At 59.7% G+C, this 18,084-nt stretch carries 18 protein-coding genes; 8 read left to right on the top strand and 10 right to left on the bottom strand.

The window, feature by feature from the left end:
• Window positions 1-13 precede the first annotated feature (13 nt).
• From DFR38_RS04955 to DFR38_RS04945, 3 genes are read right to left on the bottom strand one after another with little or no spacing between them, the layout of a single operon-like run.
• Window positions 14-943, bottom strand: a complete 930-nt coding sequence (locus DFR38_RS04955; protein ID WP_110313085.1) for a 2-hydroxyacid dehydrogenase — start codon at window positions 941-943, stop codon at window positions 14-16.
• Complete coding sequence (locus DFR38_RS04950) at window positions 940-1,698, bottom strand: class II aldolase/adducin family protein (protein WP_059285835.1); 759 nt, start codon at window positions 1,696-1,698, stop codon at window positions 940-942. The genes DFR38_RS04955 and DFR38_RS04950 overlap by 4 nt, the downstream gene beginning before the upstream one ends.
• A gap of 15 nt (window positions 1,699-1,713) precedes the next feature.
• A complete protein-coding gene (locus tag DFR38_RS04945) occupies window positions 1,714-3,012 on the bottom strand; it encodes an MFS transporter (protein WP_059285836.1) in 1,299 nt (432 codons plus the stop codon).
• Window positions 3,013-3,210: 198 nt separating this feature from the next.
• Here DFR38_RS04945 and DFR38_RS04940 point away from each other — a divergent pair, with 198 nt between their 5' ends.
• On the top strand, window positions 3,211-4,164 hold the full coding sequence (locus tag DFR38_RS04940; RefSeq protein ID WP_110313084.1) for a LysR family transcriptional regulator: 954 nt from the start codon (window positions 3,211-3,213) through the stop codon (window positions 4,162-4,164).
• 362 nt (window positions 4,165-4,526) lie between these two features.
• Window positions 4,527-4,694 (top strand): hypothetical protein, encoded by a 168-nt coding sequence (locus tag DFR38_RS21185; RefSeq protein WP_158527689.1) that lies wholly within the window; start codon window positions 4,527-4,529, stop codon window positions 4,692-4,694.
• A 48-nt stretch (window positions 4,695-4,742) separates the two neighbouring features.
• Here DFR38_RS21185 and DFR38_RS04935 read toward each other — a convergent pair whose 3' ends face one another.
• Window positions 4,743-6,362 carry a methyl-accepting chemotaxis protein gene (locus tag DFR38_RS04935; protein ID WP_059285837.1) on the bottom strand — a complete coding sequence of 540 codons (1,620 nt, stop codon included), beginning with the start codon at window positions 6,360-6,362 and terminating at the stop codon, window positions 4,743-4,745.
• A gap of 182 nt (window positions 6,363-6,544) precedes the next feature.
• Between DFR38_RS04935 and DFR38_RS04930 the strand changes: the two genes are divergently transcribed.
• Window positions 6,545-6,799, top strand: coding sequence for a hypothetical protein (locus tag DFR38_RS04930; protein WP_146215917.1), 255 nt, complete (start codon window positions 6,545-6,547; stop codon window positions 6,797-6,799).
• 25 nt (window positions 6,800-6,824) lie between these two features.
• On the opposite strand, the gene DFR38_RS04925 is transcribed toward DFR38_RS04930, so the two are convergent.
• Window positions 6,825-7,826 (bottom strand): cytochrome-c peroxidase, encoded by a 1,002-nt coding sequence (locus DFR38_RS04925; protein WP_204377460.1) that lies wholly within the window; start codon window positions 7,824-7,826, stop codon window positions 6,825-6,827.
• Between the two features lie 255 nt (window positions 7,827-8,081).
• Between DFR38_RS04925 and DFR38_RS20890 the strand changes: the two genes are divergently transcribed.
• Window positions 8,082-8,522, top strand: a complete 441-nt coding sequence (locus DFR38_RS20890) for a hypothetical protein (protein WP_146215916.1) — start codon at window positions 8,082-8,084, stop codon at window positions 8,520-8,522.
• 226 nt (window positions 8,523-8,748) lie between these two features.
• Here DFR38_RS20890 and DFR38_RS04915 read toward each other — a convergent pair whose 3' ends face one another.
• A complete protein-coding gene (locus DFR38_RS04915) occupies window positions 8,749-9,147 on the bottom strand; it encodes a hypothetical protein (protein ID WP_146215915.1) in 399 nt (132 codons plus the stop codon).
• A 731-nt stretch (window positions 9,148-9,878) separates the two neighbouring features.
• Here DFR38_RS04915 and DFR38_RS04910 point away from each other — a divergent pair.
• The 4 genes from DFR38_RS04910 (at window position 9,879) to DFR38_RS04895 (ending at window position 13,247) form a co-directional block, all read left to right on the top strand.
• Window positions 9,879-10,889 (top strand): virulence RhuM family protein, encoded by a 1,011-nt coding sequence (locus DFR38_RS04910; protein ID WP_059285841.1) that lies wholly within the window; start codon window positions 9,879-9,881, stop codon window positions 10,887-10,889.
• 195 nt (window positions 10,890-11,084) lie between these two features.
• A complete protein-coding gene (locus DFR38_RS04905) occupies window positions 11,085-11,333 on the top strand; it encodes a hypothetical protein (protein ID WP_059285842.1) in 249 nt (82 codons plus the stop codon).
• A 156-nt stretch (window positions 11,334-11,489) separates the two neighbouring features.
• Window positions 11,490-12,419, top strand: a complete 930-nt coding sequence (locus tag DFR38_RS04900) for a restriction endonuclease (protein ID WP_146215914.1) — start codon at window positions 11,490-11,492, stop codon at window positions 12,417-12,419.
• A 216-nt stretch (window positions 12,420-12,635) separates the two neighbouring features.
• Entirely contained in the window at window positions 12,636-13,247 is a 612-nt protein-coding gene (locus tag DFR38_RS04895; RefSeq protein WP_204377461.1) for an HNH endonuclease, read from the top strand.
• Window positions 13,248-13,681: 434 nt separating this feature from the next.
• Here the strand turns inward: DFR38_RS04895 and DFR38_RS04890 are convergent, their stop codons facing one another.
• The 4 genes from DFR38_RS04890 to dnaN form a co-directional block, all read right to left on the bottom strand.
• Window positions 13,682-13,999, bottom strand: a complete 318-nt coding sequence (locus DFR38_RS04890; protein ID WP_059285844.1) for a type II toxin-antitoxin system RelE/ParE family toxin — start codon at window positions 13,997-13,999, stop codon at window positions 13,682-13,684.
• A complete protein-coding gene (locus DFR38_RS04885) occupies window positions 13,996-14,265 on the bottom strand; it encodes a ribbon-helix-helix domain-containing protein (protein WP_110313081.1) in 270 nt (89 codons plus the stop codon). Before DFR38_RS04885 ends, DFR38_RS04890 begins: the two co-directional genes overlap by 4 nt.
• A 171-nt stretch (window positions 14,266-14,436) precedes the next feature.
• The gene (gene gyrB, locus DFR38_RS04880; RefSeq protein WP_059285846.1) at window positions 14,437-16,827 is read right to left on the bottom strand and encodes a DNA topoisomerase (ATP-hydrolyzing) subunit B; all 2,391 of its coding nucleotides are present in this window, start codon (window positions 16,825-16,827) and stop codon (window positions 14,437-14,439) included.
• Window positions 16,828-16,971: 144 nt separating this feature from the next.
• Window positions 16,972-18,078, bottom strand: coding sequence for a DNA polymerase III subunit beta (dnaN, locus tag DFR38_RS04875; RefSeq protein WP_059285847.1), 1,107 nt, complete (start codon window positions 18,076-18,078; stop codon window positions 16,972-16,974).
• Window positions 18,079-18,084: the final 6 nt, after the last annotated feature.

Raw genomic sequence — 18,084 nt, 5'->3', positions numbered from 1 at the left:
GGCGTGGCGGGCATCAGTAGCCCAGCGCCGGGTCGGCGCGATGCAGCAGCTCTGCGCCGCTGGCCAGCCGCCGCGTGTTTTCTGCGATCTGGCTGGCAATGCAGCGCGCCGAGGCGGCCGAGGCCATGTGCGGGGTGACGGTGACGCCCGGCGTATGCCACCACGGGTGAGCGGCGGGCAGCGGTTCTTGCTCGAACACATCCAGCAAGGCCGCGCGCAGCTGGCCGCTGGCCAGGGCCGCGTGCAGGTCGGCTTCTGCCACATGCTGGCCACGACCGCCATTCACCAGCACCGCGCCGCGGGCCAGGGCGGCAAATGCCCGGCGGTCCAGCAGCCCTGTGGTGGCGGCGGTCAGCGGCAGCAGATTGATCAGCAGATCCAGCCCGGCCAGGCAATCCTGCAAGCCATGGTCACCGTGGTGGCAGTCCACCCCGGCCAGCGTCTTGGGGCTGCGCGACCAGCCGCGCACCGCATAGCCGGCCCCGGCCAGGTCCTGTGCCACGGCGCTGCCCATCGAGCCCAGCCCCAGCACGCCCACCCGGTAGTCACGGGCCGGGCATTGCGGCGGGCGCTGCCAGCGCGCCTGCTGCTGGTTGGCCAGCACCAGGTCGAAATGGCGCTGATAGTGGATGACCGCCCAGCGCATGAATTCCACCATGCCCTGGCGCTGTTCCGGGTCCACCACCCGGCATACCGGCACGGCGGGCAGGCTGTCGGCCTGGCCGATATGCTCGATGCCGGCGGACATGGAATGGATCAGCCGCAGCCGCGGCAGGGACTGCCAGCTGCCGGCTGGCGGAAACCAGCAGGCGGCCACTTCCGCGGTGGCGGCAGCCGCCTCGTGGGCTTCCACCACGCGCAGTTCGGGTGACACCTGGGCAAAAGCCTGGCGCAATTCCGCGATCAGCTCGGCATCATCGCTCAGCAGGACGATCGTGTTCATGAGGCGTAGCTTTCCTGTTGATCGGCAATCAGCGACAGCGCCGCCTGCCAGCCCAGGGCGATGATTTCCTCCTCGTCGTCACGGGCAAACTGGTCGGCGGTGTGCTGGCGCACCGCTGCGCTGGGGTAGTGCAGCTGCGCGCCGCCGGCCATGGCCTGCACCTGTGCCTGACAGGCGCGTTCCAGAAAATAGATTTCGTGGAAGGCCTCGGCCACCGAGCGGCCACCGGCCAGCAGGCCGTGGTTGCGCAGGATCAGCGCCTTGTTGCGCGGGCCCAGGTCGGCCACCACCCGTTCGCGTTCTTCCAGCGACAGGGCAATGCCCTCGTATTCGTGGTAGCTCAGCCGGCCGTAAAACTTCAGCGCATGCTGGGTGATCGGCAGCAGGCCATGCTCCTGCGCCGACACCGCCATGCCGGCCGCGGTATGGGTATGTATCACGCAGTGCAGGTCGGGCCGTGCCATGTGTACGGCAGAATGGATGACAAAGCCCGCCTTGTTGACGCGCTGCACCTGCTGGTCGCCGCCCAGCACATTGCCATGCTGGTCGATGCGCACCAGGTCGGAGGCGCGCATGTGCTGGAACAGCACCCCGTAGCGGTTGATGAGGAAATGATGCTCCGGGCCGGGTATGCGCAGCGAAATATGGGTGTCTATCATGTCCGTCATGCGGAAATGGGCGATCAGCCGGTACAGCGCTGCCAGCTCGCAGCGTGCCTGCCATTCTTCAGGGGAAAATCGGGCCGCTTGATTCATGAGGTTCTCCAGGAGTTAACGGACAAAGACCAGTTCGGGGGAAGTGCCCTGCCGCCGCAGGCGGGACAAGCCGCACACGCCGACATACGACACCAGGGACAGCAGCGAGAAAAACAGCGCCAGCGGCCACCATTGGCCGGCAAACTCGCTGGCCAGCCAGGTGCCGATCAGCGGCGTGGTGCCGCCGGCCACGGCGCAGATCAGCTGGTAAGCCAGCGAAATGCCGGAATAGCGCAGCCGTACCGGAAAGGCTTCCGCCATGTAGCCGGCTATCACCGCGTACAGGCCGGACAGGGTGACCACCGCCATGGCAATGCCCAGGGTCATCAGCAGGATGTCGCCGGTCTCCACCAGCAGGAACATCGGATAGGGCAGCAGCACGCACAGCAGCGCGACGATCTTGAGGAAACGGCCCTCGCCCATCCGCTCGGCCAGCAGCGCGGAACAGGGCTGCGACAGGAACTGCAGGATGGTCACCAGGAACAGCGTGTCCAGAATGGTGGAACGGGCAATGCCCTGGTACTGGGTCACATAGGTGATCATGAAGGTGTTGGTGAAGAAGAAGCCGGCCGAGCCGATGGTGACCGCGGCGGCGGCGAACAGGATTTCCCGCCAGCAATCGCGCAGCACTTCCAGCACCGGATAGCGGGCCGTGTCCTGCCCGGCCTGCACCGCCTTGAATTCCGGCGACTCCTCCACGCCGCTGCGGATGGCCAGGCCCACGCACATCAGCAGGCCGCTGGCCAGAAAGGGCAGACGCCAGCCCCAGCTGAGAAAGTCGGCCTGATCCAGCGCGGTGACCAGCCGGAAGGCGATCAGCGACAGGATCAGCCCGGCCGGGCTGCCCAGCTGGGCAAACGAGGCATAAAAGGTCTTGCGCCGGGCCGGAGCGTGCTCGCTGGCCATCAGCACGGCCCCGCCCCACTCGCCCCCCACCGAAATCCCCTGGATGAAGCGCAGGGTCACCAGGCCGATGGGCGCCCAGATGCCGGCACTGGCATGGCTGGGCAACAGGCCGATGCCGGCGGTGGCCACGCCCATCAGCGCCATGGTGAACAGCAGCATTTTCTTGCGCCCCAGCCGGTCACCCAGATGACCGAACACCACCCCGGCCATGGGGCGGGCGATAAAGCCGACGGCAAAGGTGGCAAAGGCCGCCAGCGTGCTCAGCGTGGGGTCGCTGCTGGGGAAAAACACCTGCCCCAGTACCAGGGCGGCAGCGGTGGCGTAGATGTAGAAATCGTAAAACTCGATGGTGGTGCCGATAAAGGCTGCCGCCGCAGCCCGGCGCGACTGGCTGGAGGCTTGGGTCATGGTGGATTCCTCTTTGTGGATGCGTGTTCTTGAGCGGGCGTCATGCACGTCGGACTGCGCTCTGGCGGCGCGTTGAGGGTTTATCGCATGGGCATTATCATTAGTAAAATTATCAAAACTGAAATTTGGAATAAGTAAAATTAATAACAAACCGGCGGGCCGAATATGGCGAAAACAACAGGGCCGACCCAGGCCAACATGACAGCAGGACCACGGTTGCTAAGCGACAGGCTGGATTGGAATCTGCTGCGGACTTATCTGGTAATTGCACAGGAAAGCAGCATCAGCCGGGCGGCGGCGCGCCTGCATATCACGCAGTCGGCGGTAAGCCAGGCGCTGAAACGGCTGGAAGAACAGTTGCAATGCACACTGATATTGCGGCAGGGGACACGCTTTGCCCTGACCGCCAGCGGCGATGAAATCTACCGCATCGCCAGCGACATCTACGGCCATGTGTCGCGGCTGGGCGGCGCGCTGCAACAGCGCAGCCAGGACATGCTGGGCAAGGTGCGCATACTGTGTGCCACCGGGCTGGAGGCCGCGCACTACGACGCCTATCTGGCGCACTTTCACCAGCAATACCCACGGGTGGAGCTGGAGGTGGAAGTCATGCGCAGCGCCGACATCATCAGCGGCCTGCTGCAAAAAACCGCCAGCCTGGGGCTGGGCCTGTGCCGCCTGCCGCATGCCAGGCTGGAGCGGCGCTGTCTCATCACCCAGCGCTATGCTTTTTACTGCGGCCGCAGCCATCCCCTGTTCGGCCGGCGCGATCTGACGCTGGAATCATTGCAGGGGCAGGATTTCGTCAGCTTCATCAGCGACCAGATCGGCGGCAACCTGTCGCCGCTGACCATCTTCCGCGACCAGCAGGGCTATACCGGCAAGGTCATTGCCGCCTCTTCCAGCCTGGAAGAAGTGCGGCGGCTGGTGCGCGCCGGCTATGGCATCGGCAGCCTGCCGGAACACGTGGCGGCGCGCGATGTGGCGCAAGGCGAGCTGTGGCGGCTGCCGCCAGCTGCCGGCATTGCCGATCTGGATCTTTATCTGCTGTGGAATCGCGAACAGAAGCTGAGTACGGCGGAAAGCGTGTTTCTGGAAGGCTTGCAGCACTGCCTGCCGCCGCCGGACGCCGCCAGCAGCCAGACCCGCTAACAAAACCCCCGCGCCTGCTTGCCCTACTCTTGGTACTGTCTGCGTCGGTGCGCCTTGGCCCGGGTTTGCTACGCGGTTGGGTGAGCAGGGCTTAGTGGCCGACGCGGGCAGGGCCACGGGCACGACCACCAGCTACCATGCCGCCGGCCAGCGCCAAGCGGCAGGCGGCGGCAAAGATTGCCAGGCAGCGGCAAGATTGGCGTCAGCAAAGGTAAGGAAAGGTAAGGGCGCGATAAGAAAGGAAAAATCAGCCGGCAAAGCCGCTGGTACGGATATTGCAGTAAGCGGGCATCCCTGCCGGGCTTGCTGGCTTGTGCCGGGACTATCCAGATATCACCACCAGACCGCCAGGAGTCAACCAGATGGCCATGCCCATTTCACCCGCCAGCAGCTATGGCAGCTATATGCCCAAAACCAATGGCAACAATCGTCCGGCACCTGCGCCGGCACCGTCCACCACCACCCCGGAGGCAGAGCAACCGAGCAGTCCGGGTGGCAATGTCGGCTCGCTGATCAATACCAGGGCCTGAGTCAGCCCCCCGGCCGCGCCCTGGGCACGGCCCGGGATGGCGGCACCATCACACCTGGTAGCGCGCCAGAATATCCGCCTGCATCCGCGCCATCTCGTCCAGCTGGGCGGCATTTTGCGCCGTATGCTGGGCTGCCGCGCTGGCCTGTTCCGACGCCTGCGCCGTTCTTTCCACCATGGCGGCAATATTGTTGCTGGCCTCGCCCTGCTGCTGGATGGCGGCGGCCACCGCATCGCTGCCCTGAACCGCACTGTCGGCCAGCTCGCCAATCCGGCGCATGGCCACCGCGGCCTGATCGGCGCGGGTCACGCCCACTTTCACCAGCTCTTCCGCCTTTTGCATCTGGGCGGTGGCCTGCTCGGCATTGCCCAGCATGGCCTCGATGGTGGAAGAAATCTCCTGGGTAGACTTGGTGGTGCGCTCGGCCAGCTTGCGCACCTCGTCCGCCACCACGGCAAAGCCGCGGCCCTGCTCGCCGGCACGGGCGGCCTCGATGGCGGCATTCAGCGCCAGCAGATTGGTCTGGTCGGCAATATCGCGGATCACATTGATCACGGTCGCCACCTCGCCGCTATGCGCCTCCATTTCGTGAATGCTGCCGGCCGACACCGTCACCACCTGGGAAATCTGGTGAATGTCGTGGATGGTCTGTTCGATGATGCCGCTGCTGTCCAGCACCAGCGTCTGGGCCGATTTGGCACCGGCGCTTTGCTGGGCCGACTGGTCGGCCACATGGTTGATGCTCACCGTCATCTGCTCGATGGTGGCGGCGATATTGGCCGATGCCTCGCTCTGCGCGCCAGAGGCCATCGACACCTCGTTGGCGGTTTGCGCCAGCTCCTGCGACGAACGCTTAACCTGGTGCGCGCCATCGGCCAGCTGGCCAAACGCCTGCTGCAGGCCATCCAGCAACTGGTTGAAGGCATGGGCGGTACGGCCGATTTCATCCTGGCTGCTGCTGTCCGCGCGCAGGCGGAAATCCCGCTGGCTGCTGACCGTCTCCATGGTGCGCTGGATCGACGCCAGGCCATGGCGGATGTTGCGATACAGCATCAGCGCCAGCGCGCCGGTCACCAGCAGCGCCACCGCCATCAGGCCCAGCGCCACGGCAAATACCGTCTGGTAAGTGCGGTCATTCTCTGCCGCCAGCTGCTCGGCCAGCTGGTAATTGAACTTGGCATGCTGCTCCACCGCCGCCATCAGCTGGGTGGCGGTCCTGGCAAAATCGCTGTTGATCAGCTCCACTGCCTGCGCGGTCTGGTTCGTGCGCGACAAGGCCAGAATCTTGTCCCGGCCTGCGCGGTACTGCGCCATGACCGCCTTGTCGGCCTCCAGCAGCTGGTGATCCTCGGCGCTGGCCGCCTCGTTGATCTGATAGGCATTCATCAGCGCATCAAAGCGCTGGTCGGCATCTGCCAGGTTTTTTTCCGCCTCGGCTTTCTGCTCGGCGCTACTGGCCAGCACATGGCGCAGGGTATTGGCGCGGATATCCGCCACCGCCCGTAGCGTGTTCTGCATGACTTTCAGATCGGGCAAGGTATTGCCCTGCACATACTGAAAGCGCTGCTGCCCGGCATGCAGAGCATGGATGGCATAGCCACCAACCAGCAGCATGCCGGCCAGAGCAATCGACAAGGTGAGCAATAATTTTTTGGAAATGGTCATCATGTATCCCGAAATCAACAAGTAGCGATAATCGGCCGGATTAAACCCATACGCATAGTATGGGCTAAACCGTTTCAGCTAAGAGCATAGGGTAATGATCAGCCGTTTTGAAAGCAAAATTTACAAATTTTGCATAAATCTAACTGACATGTTTTGCTGAAACTGCTACAGAAATGAAGCCGGCCATGGCCACCCGCCATGCCCCGGCAGCGCCACGCCGGCTGTGGCTCCTGCCTGCGGTGGCCGGCGACGCGTTTGCCATGATCCGGCCGCTGCCCGGCCAGGCATTTGCGCTACATCAGGCATTGCTGATTTTTCAGGGAACAACCATGTTGTGTCGCGATAAAACCACTATTTGCTTGAAAAACAAGCGGCCTGCCATGCTGGCAGACCGCTTGGTGGTCGTAGACGCAGAACCATCAGCCGCGGGGCGCGGCTGACCCCACCCCGCAACAGTCCCGGCGCCTAGTTAAAGGGCGTCGGCCGCGGCGTGTCATTGCTGGACGCCGGCAGGATAGGCAGCACGATCCGCGGCTGCTTGCCGGTCAGGGTATGCAGAAAGGCGACAATATCGCCGATCTCCTGCTGATTGAAAGCCCGGCCCAGCTGCAGCTTGCCCATGGTGGCAACCGCTGCCTCCAGCGTCGGGGCGCCGGCATCATGGAAATAAGGCGCACGCAATGCCACATTGCGCAAGGACGGCACCTTGAACGCCATGCGGTCGGCGTCCTTGCCGGTGACACCGGCCCGGCCCTGCGCCGGATTGCTGGTCTGGTAGGGCGACACCAGGCCCATTTTCTGGAAGGAATTCCCCCCCACCGCCGGGCCGTTATGGCAGGCCACACAGCCAGCCGTCTTGAAGGTCTGGTAGCCGCGCAGCTCCTGCGCGTTCAGCGCCTGCTTGTTACCCTTCAGCCACAGGTCAAAGCGTGAATCCGGCGTCACCAGCGTTTCTTCAAAAGCGGCAATCGCCTTGGTCACCTGCTGCATGGACACATTACGGTTGCCGAACACCTTGTCGAATTCATTGACATAAGCCGGAATCGACCGCAGCACATCCAGCGCCAGCACATGGTTGGACGCCATCTCCCGCGGATTGGCAATCGGGCCGCTGGCCTGCTCCTGCAGCGACTTGGCACGGCCATCCCAGAACTGCGCCACATTCAGGCTGGAATTAAGCACCGAAGGCGAACGGATCGGCCCTTGTTGCCAATGATCGCCAATCGAAGAACTGAGATTGTCACTGCCGCCAGTGGACAGGTTATGGCAGGAATTGCAGGAAATAAAACCCGACTTGGACAGCCGCGGTTCAAAAAACAGTTTCTTGCCCAATTCCACCATGGCCGGGTTCCTGATGACCGCCTTGGCAATCGGCTGAATCGGCTCGCTTTGAATACTGGGGGCTGCACTGGCCGCTAATGCCAGCCATAGCGGAAACATCATGCCGAGATATTTAAGGGATTGCATTGCCATCTCCATTTACGGTTGAAAATCCTGTTTGCGCACTGCGCGTCGCGTGTTGTGGTGTGTTGGCAATGATCCGTTACGGCTTTTTATTATCAATATCGCTATTAAATCATGGTGTTCAGCATGCATATGGCAGCCGGAATTATGCCGTGCATCATGCAAGCTTAAATAAACCCGCATCACCGGAATAAGGCGTGGCCGGGGTTGGGAGACAAGATGAGGCAGATCAAGACGGGCTGATTTGTCGCAGATCAAATGGCGCAAATCAAAATGCTGGCAGGCGAATTGATATTTTCAATTCATTTGATAGTCAAATATTATCGGCATGGAAGATTTGGCCACGATAATAGCGCCAGATCATTGCAGGACAATGCCGCAAGGGCACAGGTGGCAAACAGGATAACAGCAGGGACCGTGCCGGTATTTAAGCCGACAGGATGCCGCGCCGCGCAGATAAAACCAGCGCAGGCCGCCGGCCAGCGGCAGGCAGGAAAAACAGCAGACGGCAGTTATTTAAAGAAAAACATAAAACCCAGCGTCAACAGGATAAGCAGACAGAGCATGCTGATGCCACACATCTGCTCGATCAGCGCATCCAGACCAAGCATCATCCAGTGCGCGGCACGGCGGCGGAAGCCCTTTAGCGACTGCGGCGGCCTGGCCATGTCTTTTTGTCTGAAGGAACACATTTCTTGAATACTCTTAACAATAATTGCCACAGGACAATAATTGTTAAATAAAGCCAAATCAAGATATTAGTAAGTAAATAATATGTTAAGGAATGAAAATAATTATCTGGCATGATTGCCGGCCAGTTTGCAGCGCGCAGGCCGGCATGGCGGCAGAAAACAGCAGCGCCGCTGTGCCCACCCTGCACCGGCAGGCCAGTCGGCGCCACGCCACCGCAGCGTGTGGCCAGCGGCTAAGCCCGCTGCAGGGCCTCCAGCGTGCGTGTCAGCAGATGGTGCACATGCTGCAGGATCAGATACAGGTCGCCAGGCTCCAGCGTGGCTGCATGCTCGGCATGCAGCAACTGCAGCAAACCTTCCAGCGTGCGGCGGCTTTCCAGCAGGCGCACATCCACCTCGCCCAGCTGCACCTCCAGCCGGTGACAGACCGCCAGCACATCCTGCCAGGCCAGTTCCACGGCTGGTGCCGGCTGGCTGCCCAACACCGCCTGCATGGCGGCCAGGCTGGCATGCAGCGGCCCCAGCGGCAGGCAAGCGTGCTGCAAGAACTGGGCAAACTGCGGATCAGACTGACGGGGAGAAGGAAAAGACGACCGCCCGGACGGCGGGGTAGCGCGAGGCGTGCTGCTCATGGCAAAACCCTCCGAGAACTAGGTTTTGACCTGCATTCCCGACGCCAATCGGGGGTGGCAGGCACATGGCAGGATTGGCGTTACCGGAATCTCGGAACCGGCGTCTCCGGAGAGACTCCCGCCATGGCCTGCCGTCGAATGGCAAAGCAATGGCGTGAGAACTGGAGCGCTCTGTGCAAACGCTGCAGTTCCCGAGATTCCAACGGGACGCCAATCCCGGTGCCGTTATTGAACGACACCGGGCGATTATCAGCTGTGACAGGGGGCAGAGGCAAGGAAGATGGCCATCCAAGCGCCAACACCCGACCAGACGACATGGCGTGCATGAGCAAGGCGATGGATGTGCAGATGGATACCCCGCGCAGCCCGGCAAGGCATGGAAAGAGAATGTGACGTAAACACGGCTGACAAGACCACGCCACCCATCCAAGATGGCAAGGGCGTTACCGCAATCTGGAACCGGGCCGCAGCGGCTCCCGCCAAGGACTGCACAAGCATGCAAAAGCCCACCACGTTCAGGCGTGGTGGGCTGTGATTGCTTACCGCCGGTAGGCTTTGATAATCAGTGTCTTGGCCAAATCAAATTCGGTTAGATTGCAGAACCTTCGGGTGATCAACCCAGCCTCCACTGCCGCCCAATCAATTGCTTAAGCGGTATCATCACGGCATCTCCAATCAACAAAGTCAGACCAATGATCATCATTGTGACAGTCTCAGGAAGGGCTTGAAGCATGAGCGATCTCATTCTCTATACCACCGAAGATGGCCGCAGCCAGATCAAACTACGGGCGAAAGACCACACGGTCTGGCTGACGCAGCGTGAAATGGCCCAGCTGTTTGATGTGAGCACGGACAATGTGGGGCTGCACCTCAAGAACATCTTTGAGGACGGCGAGTTGCTGCGTGAGGCAACTACCGAGGAATCCTCGGTAGTTCAAACCGAAGGAGGGCGAGAAGTAAACCGCCCCGTCACGCTGTACAAGCTCGATGCCATCCTCGCTGTCGGCTACCGCGTGCGCTCGCCGCGTGGCGTGCAGTTTCGCCGCTGGGCGTCCACCGTGCTGAAAGAGTATCTGGTCAAGGGCTTTGTCATGGACGACGAGCGGCTGAAGAACCCGGACGGCCGCCCGGACTACTTCGACGAGATGCTGGGCCGCATCCGCGATATTCGGGCCTCGGAAAAGCGCTTTTATCAGAAAGTGCGCGACCTGTTTGCCCTCTGCAGCGACTACGACAAGACCGACAAGGCCACCCAGCTTTTCTTTGCCACGGTGCAAAACCAGTTGATCTATGCCGTGACGCAAAAGACCGCAGCCGAACTGATTACCGCCCGTGCCAACCCGGCAGACCCCAATTTTGGCTTGCTTGCCTGGCAGGGAAATAAGGTACACAAGGCAGATATCCTCGTGGCCAAAAACTACCTGACCGAGGACGAAATCGACACCCTGAACCGGCTGGTGGTGATCTTCCTGGAAACCGCCGAACTACGGGCCAAGAGCAAGCAGGAAACCCGCATGGCCTTCTGGAAACAGAATGTGGACCAGATCATCACTCTCAACGGTTTCCCGCTGCTGACCGACGCCGGCAGCATCAGCCACGCGCAGATGGAAATGCACATGGGCGAGCTGTTCGTGCAGTTTGATCAGGACCGCAAACGGCAGGAAGCCATTGCCGCAGACTTGCAGGATGAGGCCGAATTGCAGGCGCTGGAGAACACCCTGAAACGGCGGGCAAGGTCTTAAGAGACGCGTTCTTTGCCAAGTGGCGACTATCATGTGGCCGTGACTTATCCGGATGATGAGCAATGCGAGCTAATTTCCGATCCCTATGTTTTCCAGCATGAAGTGCAGGCCATCGTATCTATTGCAGATGCCCACTGCTGAACGTTGTCAGTCGATGCACCGACAATCACGACACCTCACCACGAGAAACCAGCCATGTACGACGAAAAAGACCTGATCTACTCCCCGCTGCAACAGAAATACAGCGCCGATGGCAAAACGGTGGAGGTGTTCATCTATCGCCTGCCGGATAGCGGCTGGACGCTGGAAATCGTCGATCAGTACGACAACTCCACGGTTTACGATGGCGAGTTCGCTACCGATCAGGAAGCCTTTGATCTGTTTCTGGAAGAAGTGGAGTCAGAAGGTATTGAGGCGATGATAGGGCCGGCTCCAGGCTTATAAGGTCAGATCGGTAGGGCGGAAGCCCCCCGATTCATGGGGGCGTTCCACCATCACACACCCACGCCATTGCGTATTAGCTGCATTTCAGGCTTGTGTTTATGCCAAACGCGTGCTTTCCTGTTGGGGTCAATTTATTGATGCTAAGGGAGAGTGGGTGTGGCCCGTCGTAAGCCAAAGCAGAGTTTCGCTCAGGGGCTGATTGCCTCGCCGTGGTATGTCAGTGTGGGCTTTGCTGTTGCCAGTTTGATTCTGTTCAAGCAGATACTGCCCGCCATGTGGGCGGGCAATATGTTCTTGAAACCTCTGTCACAAGCCTTTGCCGCCATGGCGTGGCTGCCTGCTGGTTTCTTTTTCCTGCTTGCTGCATTAGCAGCCCTGCGCGAGTTTGGCCAACGTCCACCCGCCAACAAACGGGTTATCCCACCACTCACCCCCGCCACACCACGGCCAAGCGCTCCCCCTCCACGTGATGTCGTCGCTGATGCGTATGTCCCCCCGCCTACCATCACCAAACCCACGCCACCGTCCAAACCCCAAGCCTGGTCGCTGGCGCTGATTCATAGTCTGGAATGGAAACGCTTTGAAGATGTATGTCAGCAGTTTTACCAACTGCACGGCATCAAAAGTGAAACCACCCCGCTGGGGCCGGATGGCGGGATTGATATCCGCCTGTATCAGGATGATTCCGGCAAGGCTACGTCCATCGTGCAATGCAAAGCCTGGGGCGAACGCTATGTGGGCGTTAAACCAGTGCGGGAATTACTGGGCGTGATGACCCACGAAAAAATACCCAAAGCCTTCTTCATGACCAGCGGCAAGTTTTCCGACGATGCCAAGCTGGTAGCCAGCAGTAACCACATCTCACTGATCGACGGCGCCATGATGCTGACCATGATTGAGCGCCTGCCCGTAGACGCAAAACAGCAGCTACTGGAATTCGCCACCCGCGGCGATTACACCACCCCCACCTGCCCACATTGCGGCATCCCCATGCGCCATGTGGCTGGCAAAGGCGGCCGGCCGGATTTCTGGGGATGCCACAACTATCCGAGGTGTAAACAGACGCTGGGGATGAGGGGGGGATAATAAGCAAGGAGTGCTTAATCGGCCTGAGCTGAATTGGCATTACAGTGCGGATTTAGTTGCTTTCGAAGATAAATGCCACCTATTTTGCTCGTTTATCTGGTGTAATTTTGGGATTATGTTCCAGTCAAGTAGTGAATGTTTTAGATGGAAAATAATGAAATGTTTAGTAAAAACATATCATGTTTTTCAATGGGTTGATGTTGAAGGGAAAGTCATTTGAATAATTTTCTTAAGAAGCGCATGTTGCGTGAGCCGATTCAAGAGATATTTGATGTGGCTCGTTACCTTGATGCTGCAGTATCTGCTCATATGCAAGGTAAGTTTGAGGTGGCAAAGCAGCTTTTTGTTTTGGCCAATGACCAAAAGGTTAGGGAATGGACAGAGTCTATTTGGGGGAAAAATAGTCCCTATGTTGTCGTCAGGAAAATTGAACGTATCGAGCAGGCTGAAAAACTTCCTGTAAGAATGCCAAATGCTGAACAGAAACGGCAGCTACTGCATCGTGATGGCCATCACTGTCGATTTTGTGGTATTCCGGTCATTCGTGCAGAGGTAAGGAAATACCTGCATTCAATTTATCCGGAACAGATTCCTTGGGGAAATAGTAATATTACTCAGCATGCCGGTTTTCAATGTCTTTGGCTCCAGTATGATCATGTTATTCCACATTGGCATGGTGGGAGTAATGATTTAGAAAATGTTGTGATTACTTGCAGTGCCTGTAATTATGGAAAAATGCAGTATTCTCTGGAGGAAATAGGCTTGTATGACCCTAGAGACTTTGACCCAGTACGATCTGGATGGGATGGTTTGGAGCGTATTTTGTGATTCTCTCTACCGAGTATTCCGGATAATACTTTTATTGCATAACGGTGGATCGTCCCTTCCGGGCATCCCCTGCGGTCTCACCCCGGCCAAACCAGTACAGTGTGCAACACAGGCATTCTCAAATGTGTGATCGGTAGGGCGGGGCCGGGCTTTCCCCTCGGTACGCCGATGCCATCATCTATATCAGTCACTCAATTATCCGGGGCGTTGCCAGAGCAGCGGGTGCAATGGCTCTGCTGATACCGTCAGTAAGCAAACTGTTGGACTCTACCTTAAAGGATTTTTTTGAAGGTGGAGGGCTGTGTTGGATGGCAACTGTCAAGGAATCCTGGACAGTTCAAATCGAGGGCCGCCGCAGGGTGCCGCGCCCGGTCACTCTCTACAAGCTCGATGCTAGTTTCGCCGTCGCTAGCCAGACTACCCCGTCACCCGGCTTAGGTATCGGCGTCGCTGTCGTGCAGGATGGCCGCGTAGTCTTGCCCGCCATAGAAGATGCCAATAATGGATACCGTTTCGGCATCCACACTGAAGGCAATGACGGTGCGTTTCCTGTAATGGGTAATGCGTAGCCCTGGCCGCACCTCGTCGCGGCTGGTCCCGCGCAGCGGAAAGCTGTGCAGGTTTTCGCAATAGCTTACGATGGCCTCGGTGTATTGCGCTGCGATAGGCGGCGAAGCGGCTTCTGCGATATAGCGGTACAGCGCGGCAAGCTGCTCCATGGCCTCCGGGCTGAACACTACTTGATGGCTCATGGTTTTTTGGCGTGCTCGGCGGCCAGGCGGGCGCGCACCTGGTCTGCGCTGACAGCGCGGGACGGGTCGGCCTGCAGGGCGTCATAGGCCGGGCCTACCTGATTGAGCAGCCAGCTTTCCACGGCACGGTCCCGTGCCATCAGTGCGCGCAGTCCATCGCGGATGACTTCGCTTTCACTGGCGTATTCTCCAGAGCGTACTTTTGCTTTCACCTCTTCTGCCATGTCATTGGGCAGGGTGATGCTCATTTGCTGGGTGGTCCGCATGGCAATCTCTTTTGAAATCAATAGGATTTAATCCTACGCACGACAAAACGCGCTGTCCACCAAGCAATATGGCTGTGGTGAGCAGCGGCAAGAAAAAAGCGACCAGAAAATCCGGTCGCTTTTTTTACCTCAGTGCCATGCAGTTCTGCATGCGCGGCGGGTGCTTACCCCTTACACATCAATATTCCGCGCAATCAGGGCATTGCCTTCGATAAAGGCGCGGCGGGGTTCCACGTCGTCGCCCATCAGGGTGGTGAACACGTCGTCGGCGCCCATCACGTCCTCGATGCGTACCTTGAGCAGGCGGCGCACGTTCGGGTCCATGGTGGTTTCCCACAGCTGTTCCGGGTTCATTTCGCCCAGGCCTTTGTAGCGCTGGATGTTCATGCCCTTTTTCACTTCGGCCAGCAGCCAGTCCAGTGCCTGGCCAAATTCGCTGATCGGCTTCACGGTTTCACCGCGGCGGACGGTGGCGCCATCGCGCAGCAGGCCGCTGAGCAGTTCGCCGGTTTTGGCCAGTTCGGCGTAGTCGCCGGTTTCCAGGAAGTCCTGGTCGAGCACGGTCACCAGCACGTTGCCGTGCAGCTTGCGGGTGATCTTGATCAGGTGGCCGTCGTTCTTTTCGTCGTGCAGCAGGTCCAGCGTGATGGCTTCGGCCGGTACCAGTGCGCGCAGGCGGGCGACGCTGTCGTTGGAGGCTTGCTCGGTTTCCAGTGACAGGCGGCCGGATTTGAGCATGGCTTCCAGTACCAGCGGGTCGATGACGCGGCTTTCGCGTTCGATCACGGCGCGGGCCAGCAGGAACTGGCGGGCTACTTCGGCCAGGGTGTCGCCGGCCAGCGGGGCGGCGTCGGTGCCGGGGACGAGTTCGGCTTTTTCCAGTGCCAGTTGCAGCAGGTACTGGTTCAGTTCGTAGTCGTCCTTCAGGTAGCGCTCTTGCTTGCCGTGCTTGGCCTTGTACAGCGGCGGCTGGGCAATGTAGATGTGGCCGCGTTCCACCAGTTCGTGCATCTGGCGGTAGAAGAAGGTGAGCAGCAGGGTGCGGATGTGCGCGCCGTCGACGTCGGCGTCAGTCATGATGATGATGCGGTGGTAGCGCAGCTTGTCCGGGTTGTATTCGTCCTTGCCGATGCCGCAGCCCATGGCGGTAATCAGGGTGGCGACTTCCTGGCTTTGCAGCATCTTGTCGAAGCGGGCGCGTTCCACGTTGAGGATCTTGCCCTTCAAGGGCAGGATGGCCTGGAATTTGCGGTCGCGGCCTTGCTTGGCGGAGCCGCCGGCGGAGTCACCCTCGACCAGGTAGAGTTCGCACAGCTTGGGGTCTTTTTCCTGGCAGTCGGCCAGTTTGCCGGGCAGGCCCAGGCCGTCCATGATGCCTTTGCGGCGGGTGATTTCGCGGGCTTTGCGCGCGGCTTCACGGGCGCGGGCGGCATCGACGATCTTGCCGCAGATGGTTTTGGCGTCGTTGGGGTTTTCCAGCAAATAGCTCTTGAGCGCTTCGCTGATGACTTCGTTGACTACCGGGCCGATTTCGCTGGAGACCAGCTTGTCCTTGGTCTGGCTGGAGAACTTGGGGTCGGGCAGCTTGACGGACAGTACGCAGGTGAGGCCTTCGCGCATGTCGTCGCCAGTGGTGTCGACCTTGGCCTTTTTGGCGACTTCGTGTTCTTCGATGTACTGGTTGAGCGTGCGGGTCATCACCTGGCGCAGGGCGGTCATGTGGGTGCCGCCATCACGCTGCGGGATGTTGTTGGTGAAGCACTGGACGCTTTCCTGGTAGGAGTCGTTCCATTGCATGGCCACTTCCACCGTCATGCCGTCTTTTTCGCCCATGCCGTGGAACACCTTGGGGTGCAGCACGGTCTTGTTGCGGTTCATGTATTCGACAAAACCGGCCACGCCGCCGGAGAAGGCGAAGTTTTCTTCCTTGCCCGTGCGTTTGTCCAGCAGGTTGATGCCCACGCCCTGGTTGAGGAAGGACAGTTCGCGGATGCGCTTGGCGAGGATGTCGAAGTGGTATTCCACCAGGCCGAAGGTTTCTTCGCTGGCGCGGAAGGTGACTTCGGTGCCGCGGTGGTTGCTGTGGCCGGTGACGGTGAGCGGGGCCACGGCGTCGCCGCGGCGGAATTCCATTTCGTGTACCTTGCCGTCACGCCAGATTTTCAGCTTCAGCCAGTCGGACAGCGCATTCACTACCGATACGCCCACGCCGTGCAGGCCGCCGGAGATCTTGTAGCTGTTGCTGTCGAATTTGCCGCCGGCGTGCAGGATGGTCATGATCACTTCGGCCGCCGAGCGTCCTTCTTCCGGGTGGATGTCGGTGGGGATGCCCCGGCCGTTGTCCGATACGGTGATGGAGTTGTCGGGGTTGATGATGACCTTGATGGTGTCGGCATGGCCGGCCAGGGCTTCGTCAATGGCGTTGTCCAGCACTTCGAACACCATGTGGTGCAGACCGGTGCCGTCCGAGGTATCGCCAATGTACATGCCGGGGCGTTTGCGTACTGCATCCAGACCCTTGAGGACTTTAATGCTATCCGCGCCGTATTCCTGTTCGCTCATGCTTGTTCCTGAACAGCGGGAGTGGGGAGTCGGGAGTGGGGAGTAAGCCACTGCGTCATCACGCTTCCTGCTGTAATAAAGTCAAATTCAAGACCTGCGGGGGGAGTGGTCAAACCCGACTCCCCACTTCCTACTCACTACTCCCTAGATGCGCATCGGCATCACGATGTATTTGAAGTTGCTGTAGTCGGGAATGGTGACCAGCGTGCTGCGGTTGGCATCGCCAAACGCCATTTGCAGGGTGTCGGCCGGCAGGTTGGTCAGCACATCCAGCAGGTAGTTGATGTTGAAGCCGATTTCCAGTTCGCCGCCCTGGTAGGCGATTTCCAGTTCTTCTTCCGCTTCTTCCTGCTCGCTGTTGGTACACAGGATGGACATCTTGCCCGGTGCCAGTACCAGACGCACGCCGCGGAATTTTTCGTTGGCCAGAATGGCGGCGCGTTGCAGGGCGTGCAGGAAGGTGAGGCGTTCGATCAGGAAGATCTTGTCGTTATCCAGCGGAATCACCCGGTTGTAGTCGGGGAACTTGCCGTCCACCACCTTGCTGATGATGACGGTGGAGCCAAAGCTGAAGCGCACCTGGTTGGCCAGCACTTCGATGTTGATTTCGTCGTCGCTGTCTTGCAGCAGCTTGTACAGCTCCAGGATGGTCTTGCGCGGCAGGATGACTTCGGCCTTGGGCAGGGTGGCTTCCACGTCGGCGCTGGCAAAGGCCAGGCGGTGGCCGTCGGTGGCGATCAGCTTGACCTGGTTGCCGTCGGTCTGCATCAGCAGGCCATTCAGGTAGTAACGGATGTCCTGCACCGCCATGGCAAATTGCACCTGGGAGATCAGGCGTTTCAGTTCGCGTTGCGGCAGGGTGAAGCTGGCGTCCGAGGCCGAGCCTACCGACAGCAGCGGAAAGTCTTCGGCCGGCAGGGTTTGCAGGTTGAAGCGGCTTTTGCCGGCTTTCAGCGTCAGGCGGCCGTCCAGCTGTTCCAGCGTGACGGTGGCCTTGTCCGGTATGGCGCGCAGGATGTCTTGCAGCTTTTTGGCCGAGGTGGTCAGGCGGAAGTCTTCGCCCGGCAGTTCGTCGGCACTGGCGGTGGTGATCTGGATTTCCAGATCGGTGGCCAGAAAGCCTACCTGGCCGCCCTTCTTTTCAATCAGGACATTGGAAAGAATCGGCAGGGTATGGCGTCGTTCGACAATACCGGTCACCGCCAGCAGGGGCTTGAGAAGGGCATCGCGTTCGGCTTGCAGGATCAGCATGTTTCG

Source organism: Aquitalea magnusonii, from assembly GCF_003202035.1.
GTDB classification, from domain to species: domain Bacteria; phylum Pseudomonadota; class Gammaproteobacteria; order Burkholderiales; family Chromobacteriaceae; genus Aquitalea; species Aquitalea magnusonii.
The sequence above is the reverse complement of the archived record's forward strand: the minus strand, read 5'-3'. Positions and strand labels throughout refer to the sequence as shown.

What these genes read in the sequence shown, in the direction of transcription:
- DFR38_RS04915 (WP_146215915.1), bottom strand. Translation starts at nt 9,147, where the DNA reads ATGAGCAGCACGCCTCGCGCTACCCCGCCGTCCGGGCGGTCGTCTTTT.
- DFR38_RS04955 (WP_110313085.1), bottom strand. Translation starts at nt 943, where the DNA reads ATGAACACGATCGTCCTGCTGAGCGATGATGCCGAGCTGATCGCGGAA.
- DFR38_RS04945 (WP_059285836.1), bottom strand. Translation starts at nt 3,012, where the DNA reads ATGACCCAAGCCTCCAGCCAGTCGCGCCGGGCTGCGGCGGCAGCCTTT.
- DFR38_RS04905 (WP_059285842.1), top strand. Translation starts at nt 11,085, where the DNA reads ATGTACGACGAAAAAGACCTGATCTACTCCCCGCTGCAACAGAAATAC.
- DFR38_RS04890 (WP_059285844.1), bottom strand. Translation starts at nt 13,999, where the DNA reads ATGAGCCATCAAGTAGTGTTCAGCCCGGAGGCCATGGAGCAGCTTGCC.
- DFR38_RS04925 (WP_204377460.1), bottom strand. Translation starts at nt 7,826, where the DNA reads ATGCAATCCCTTAAATATCTCGGCATGATGTTTCCGCTATGGCTGGCA.
- gyrB (WP_059285846.1), bottom strand. Translation starts at nt 16,827, where the DNA reads ATGAGCGAACAGGAATACGGCGCGGATAGCATTAAAGTCCTCAAGGGT.
- DFR38_RS04935 (WP_059285837.1), bottom strand. Translation starts at nt 6,362, where the DNA reads ATGATGACCATTTCCAAAAAATTATTGCTCACCTTGTCGATTGCTCTG.
- DFR38_RS04940 (WP_110313084.1), top strand. Translation starts at nt 3,211, where the DNA reads ATGACAGCAGGACCACGGTTGCTAAGCGACAGGCTGGATTGGAATCTG.
- DFR38_RS04950 (WP_059285835.1), bottom strand. Translation starts at nt 1,698, where the DNA reads ATGAATCAAGCGGCCCGATTTTCCCCTGAAGAATGGCAGGCACGCTGC.
- DFR38_RS04930 (WP_146215917.1), top strand. Translation starts at nt 6,545, where the DNA reads ATGGCCACCCGCCATGCCCCGGCAGCGCCACGCCGGCTGTGGCTCCTG.
- DFR38_RS20890 (WP_146215916.1), top strand. Translation starts at nt 8,082, where the DNA reads ATGGCGCAAATCAAAATGCTGGCAGGCGAATTGATATTTTCAATTCAT.
- DFR38_RS21185 (WP_158527689.1), top strand. Translation starts at nt 4,527, where the DNA reads ATGGCCATGCCCATTTCACCCGCCAGCAGCTATGGCAGCTATATGCCC.
- DFR38_RS04885 (WP_110313081.1), bottom strand. Translation starts at nt 14,265, where the DNA reads ATGCGGACCACCCAGCAAATGAGCATCACCCTGCCCAATGACATGGCA.
- DFR38_RS04910 (WP_059285841.1), top strand. Translation starts at nt 9,879, where the DNA reads ATGAGCGATCTCATTCTCTATACCACCGAAGATGGCCGCAGCCAGATC.
- dnaN (WP_059285847.1), bottom strand. Translation starts at nt 18,078, where the DNA reads ATGCTGATCCTGCAAGCCGAACGCGATGCCCTTCTCAAGCCCCTGCTG.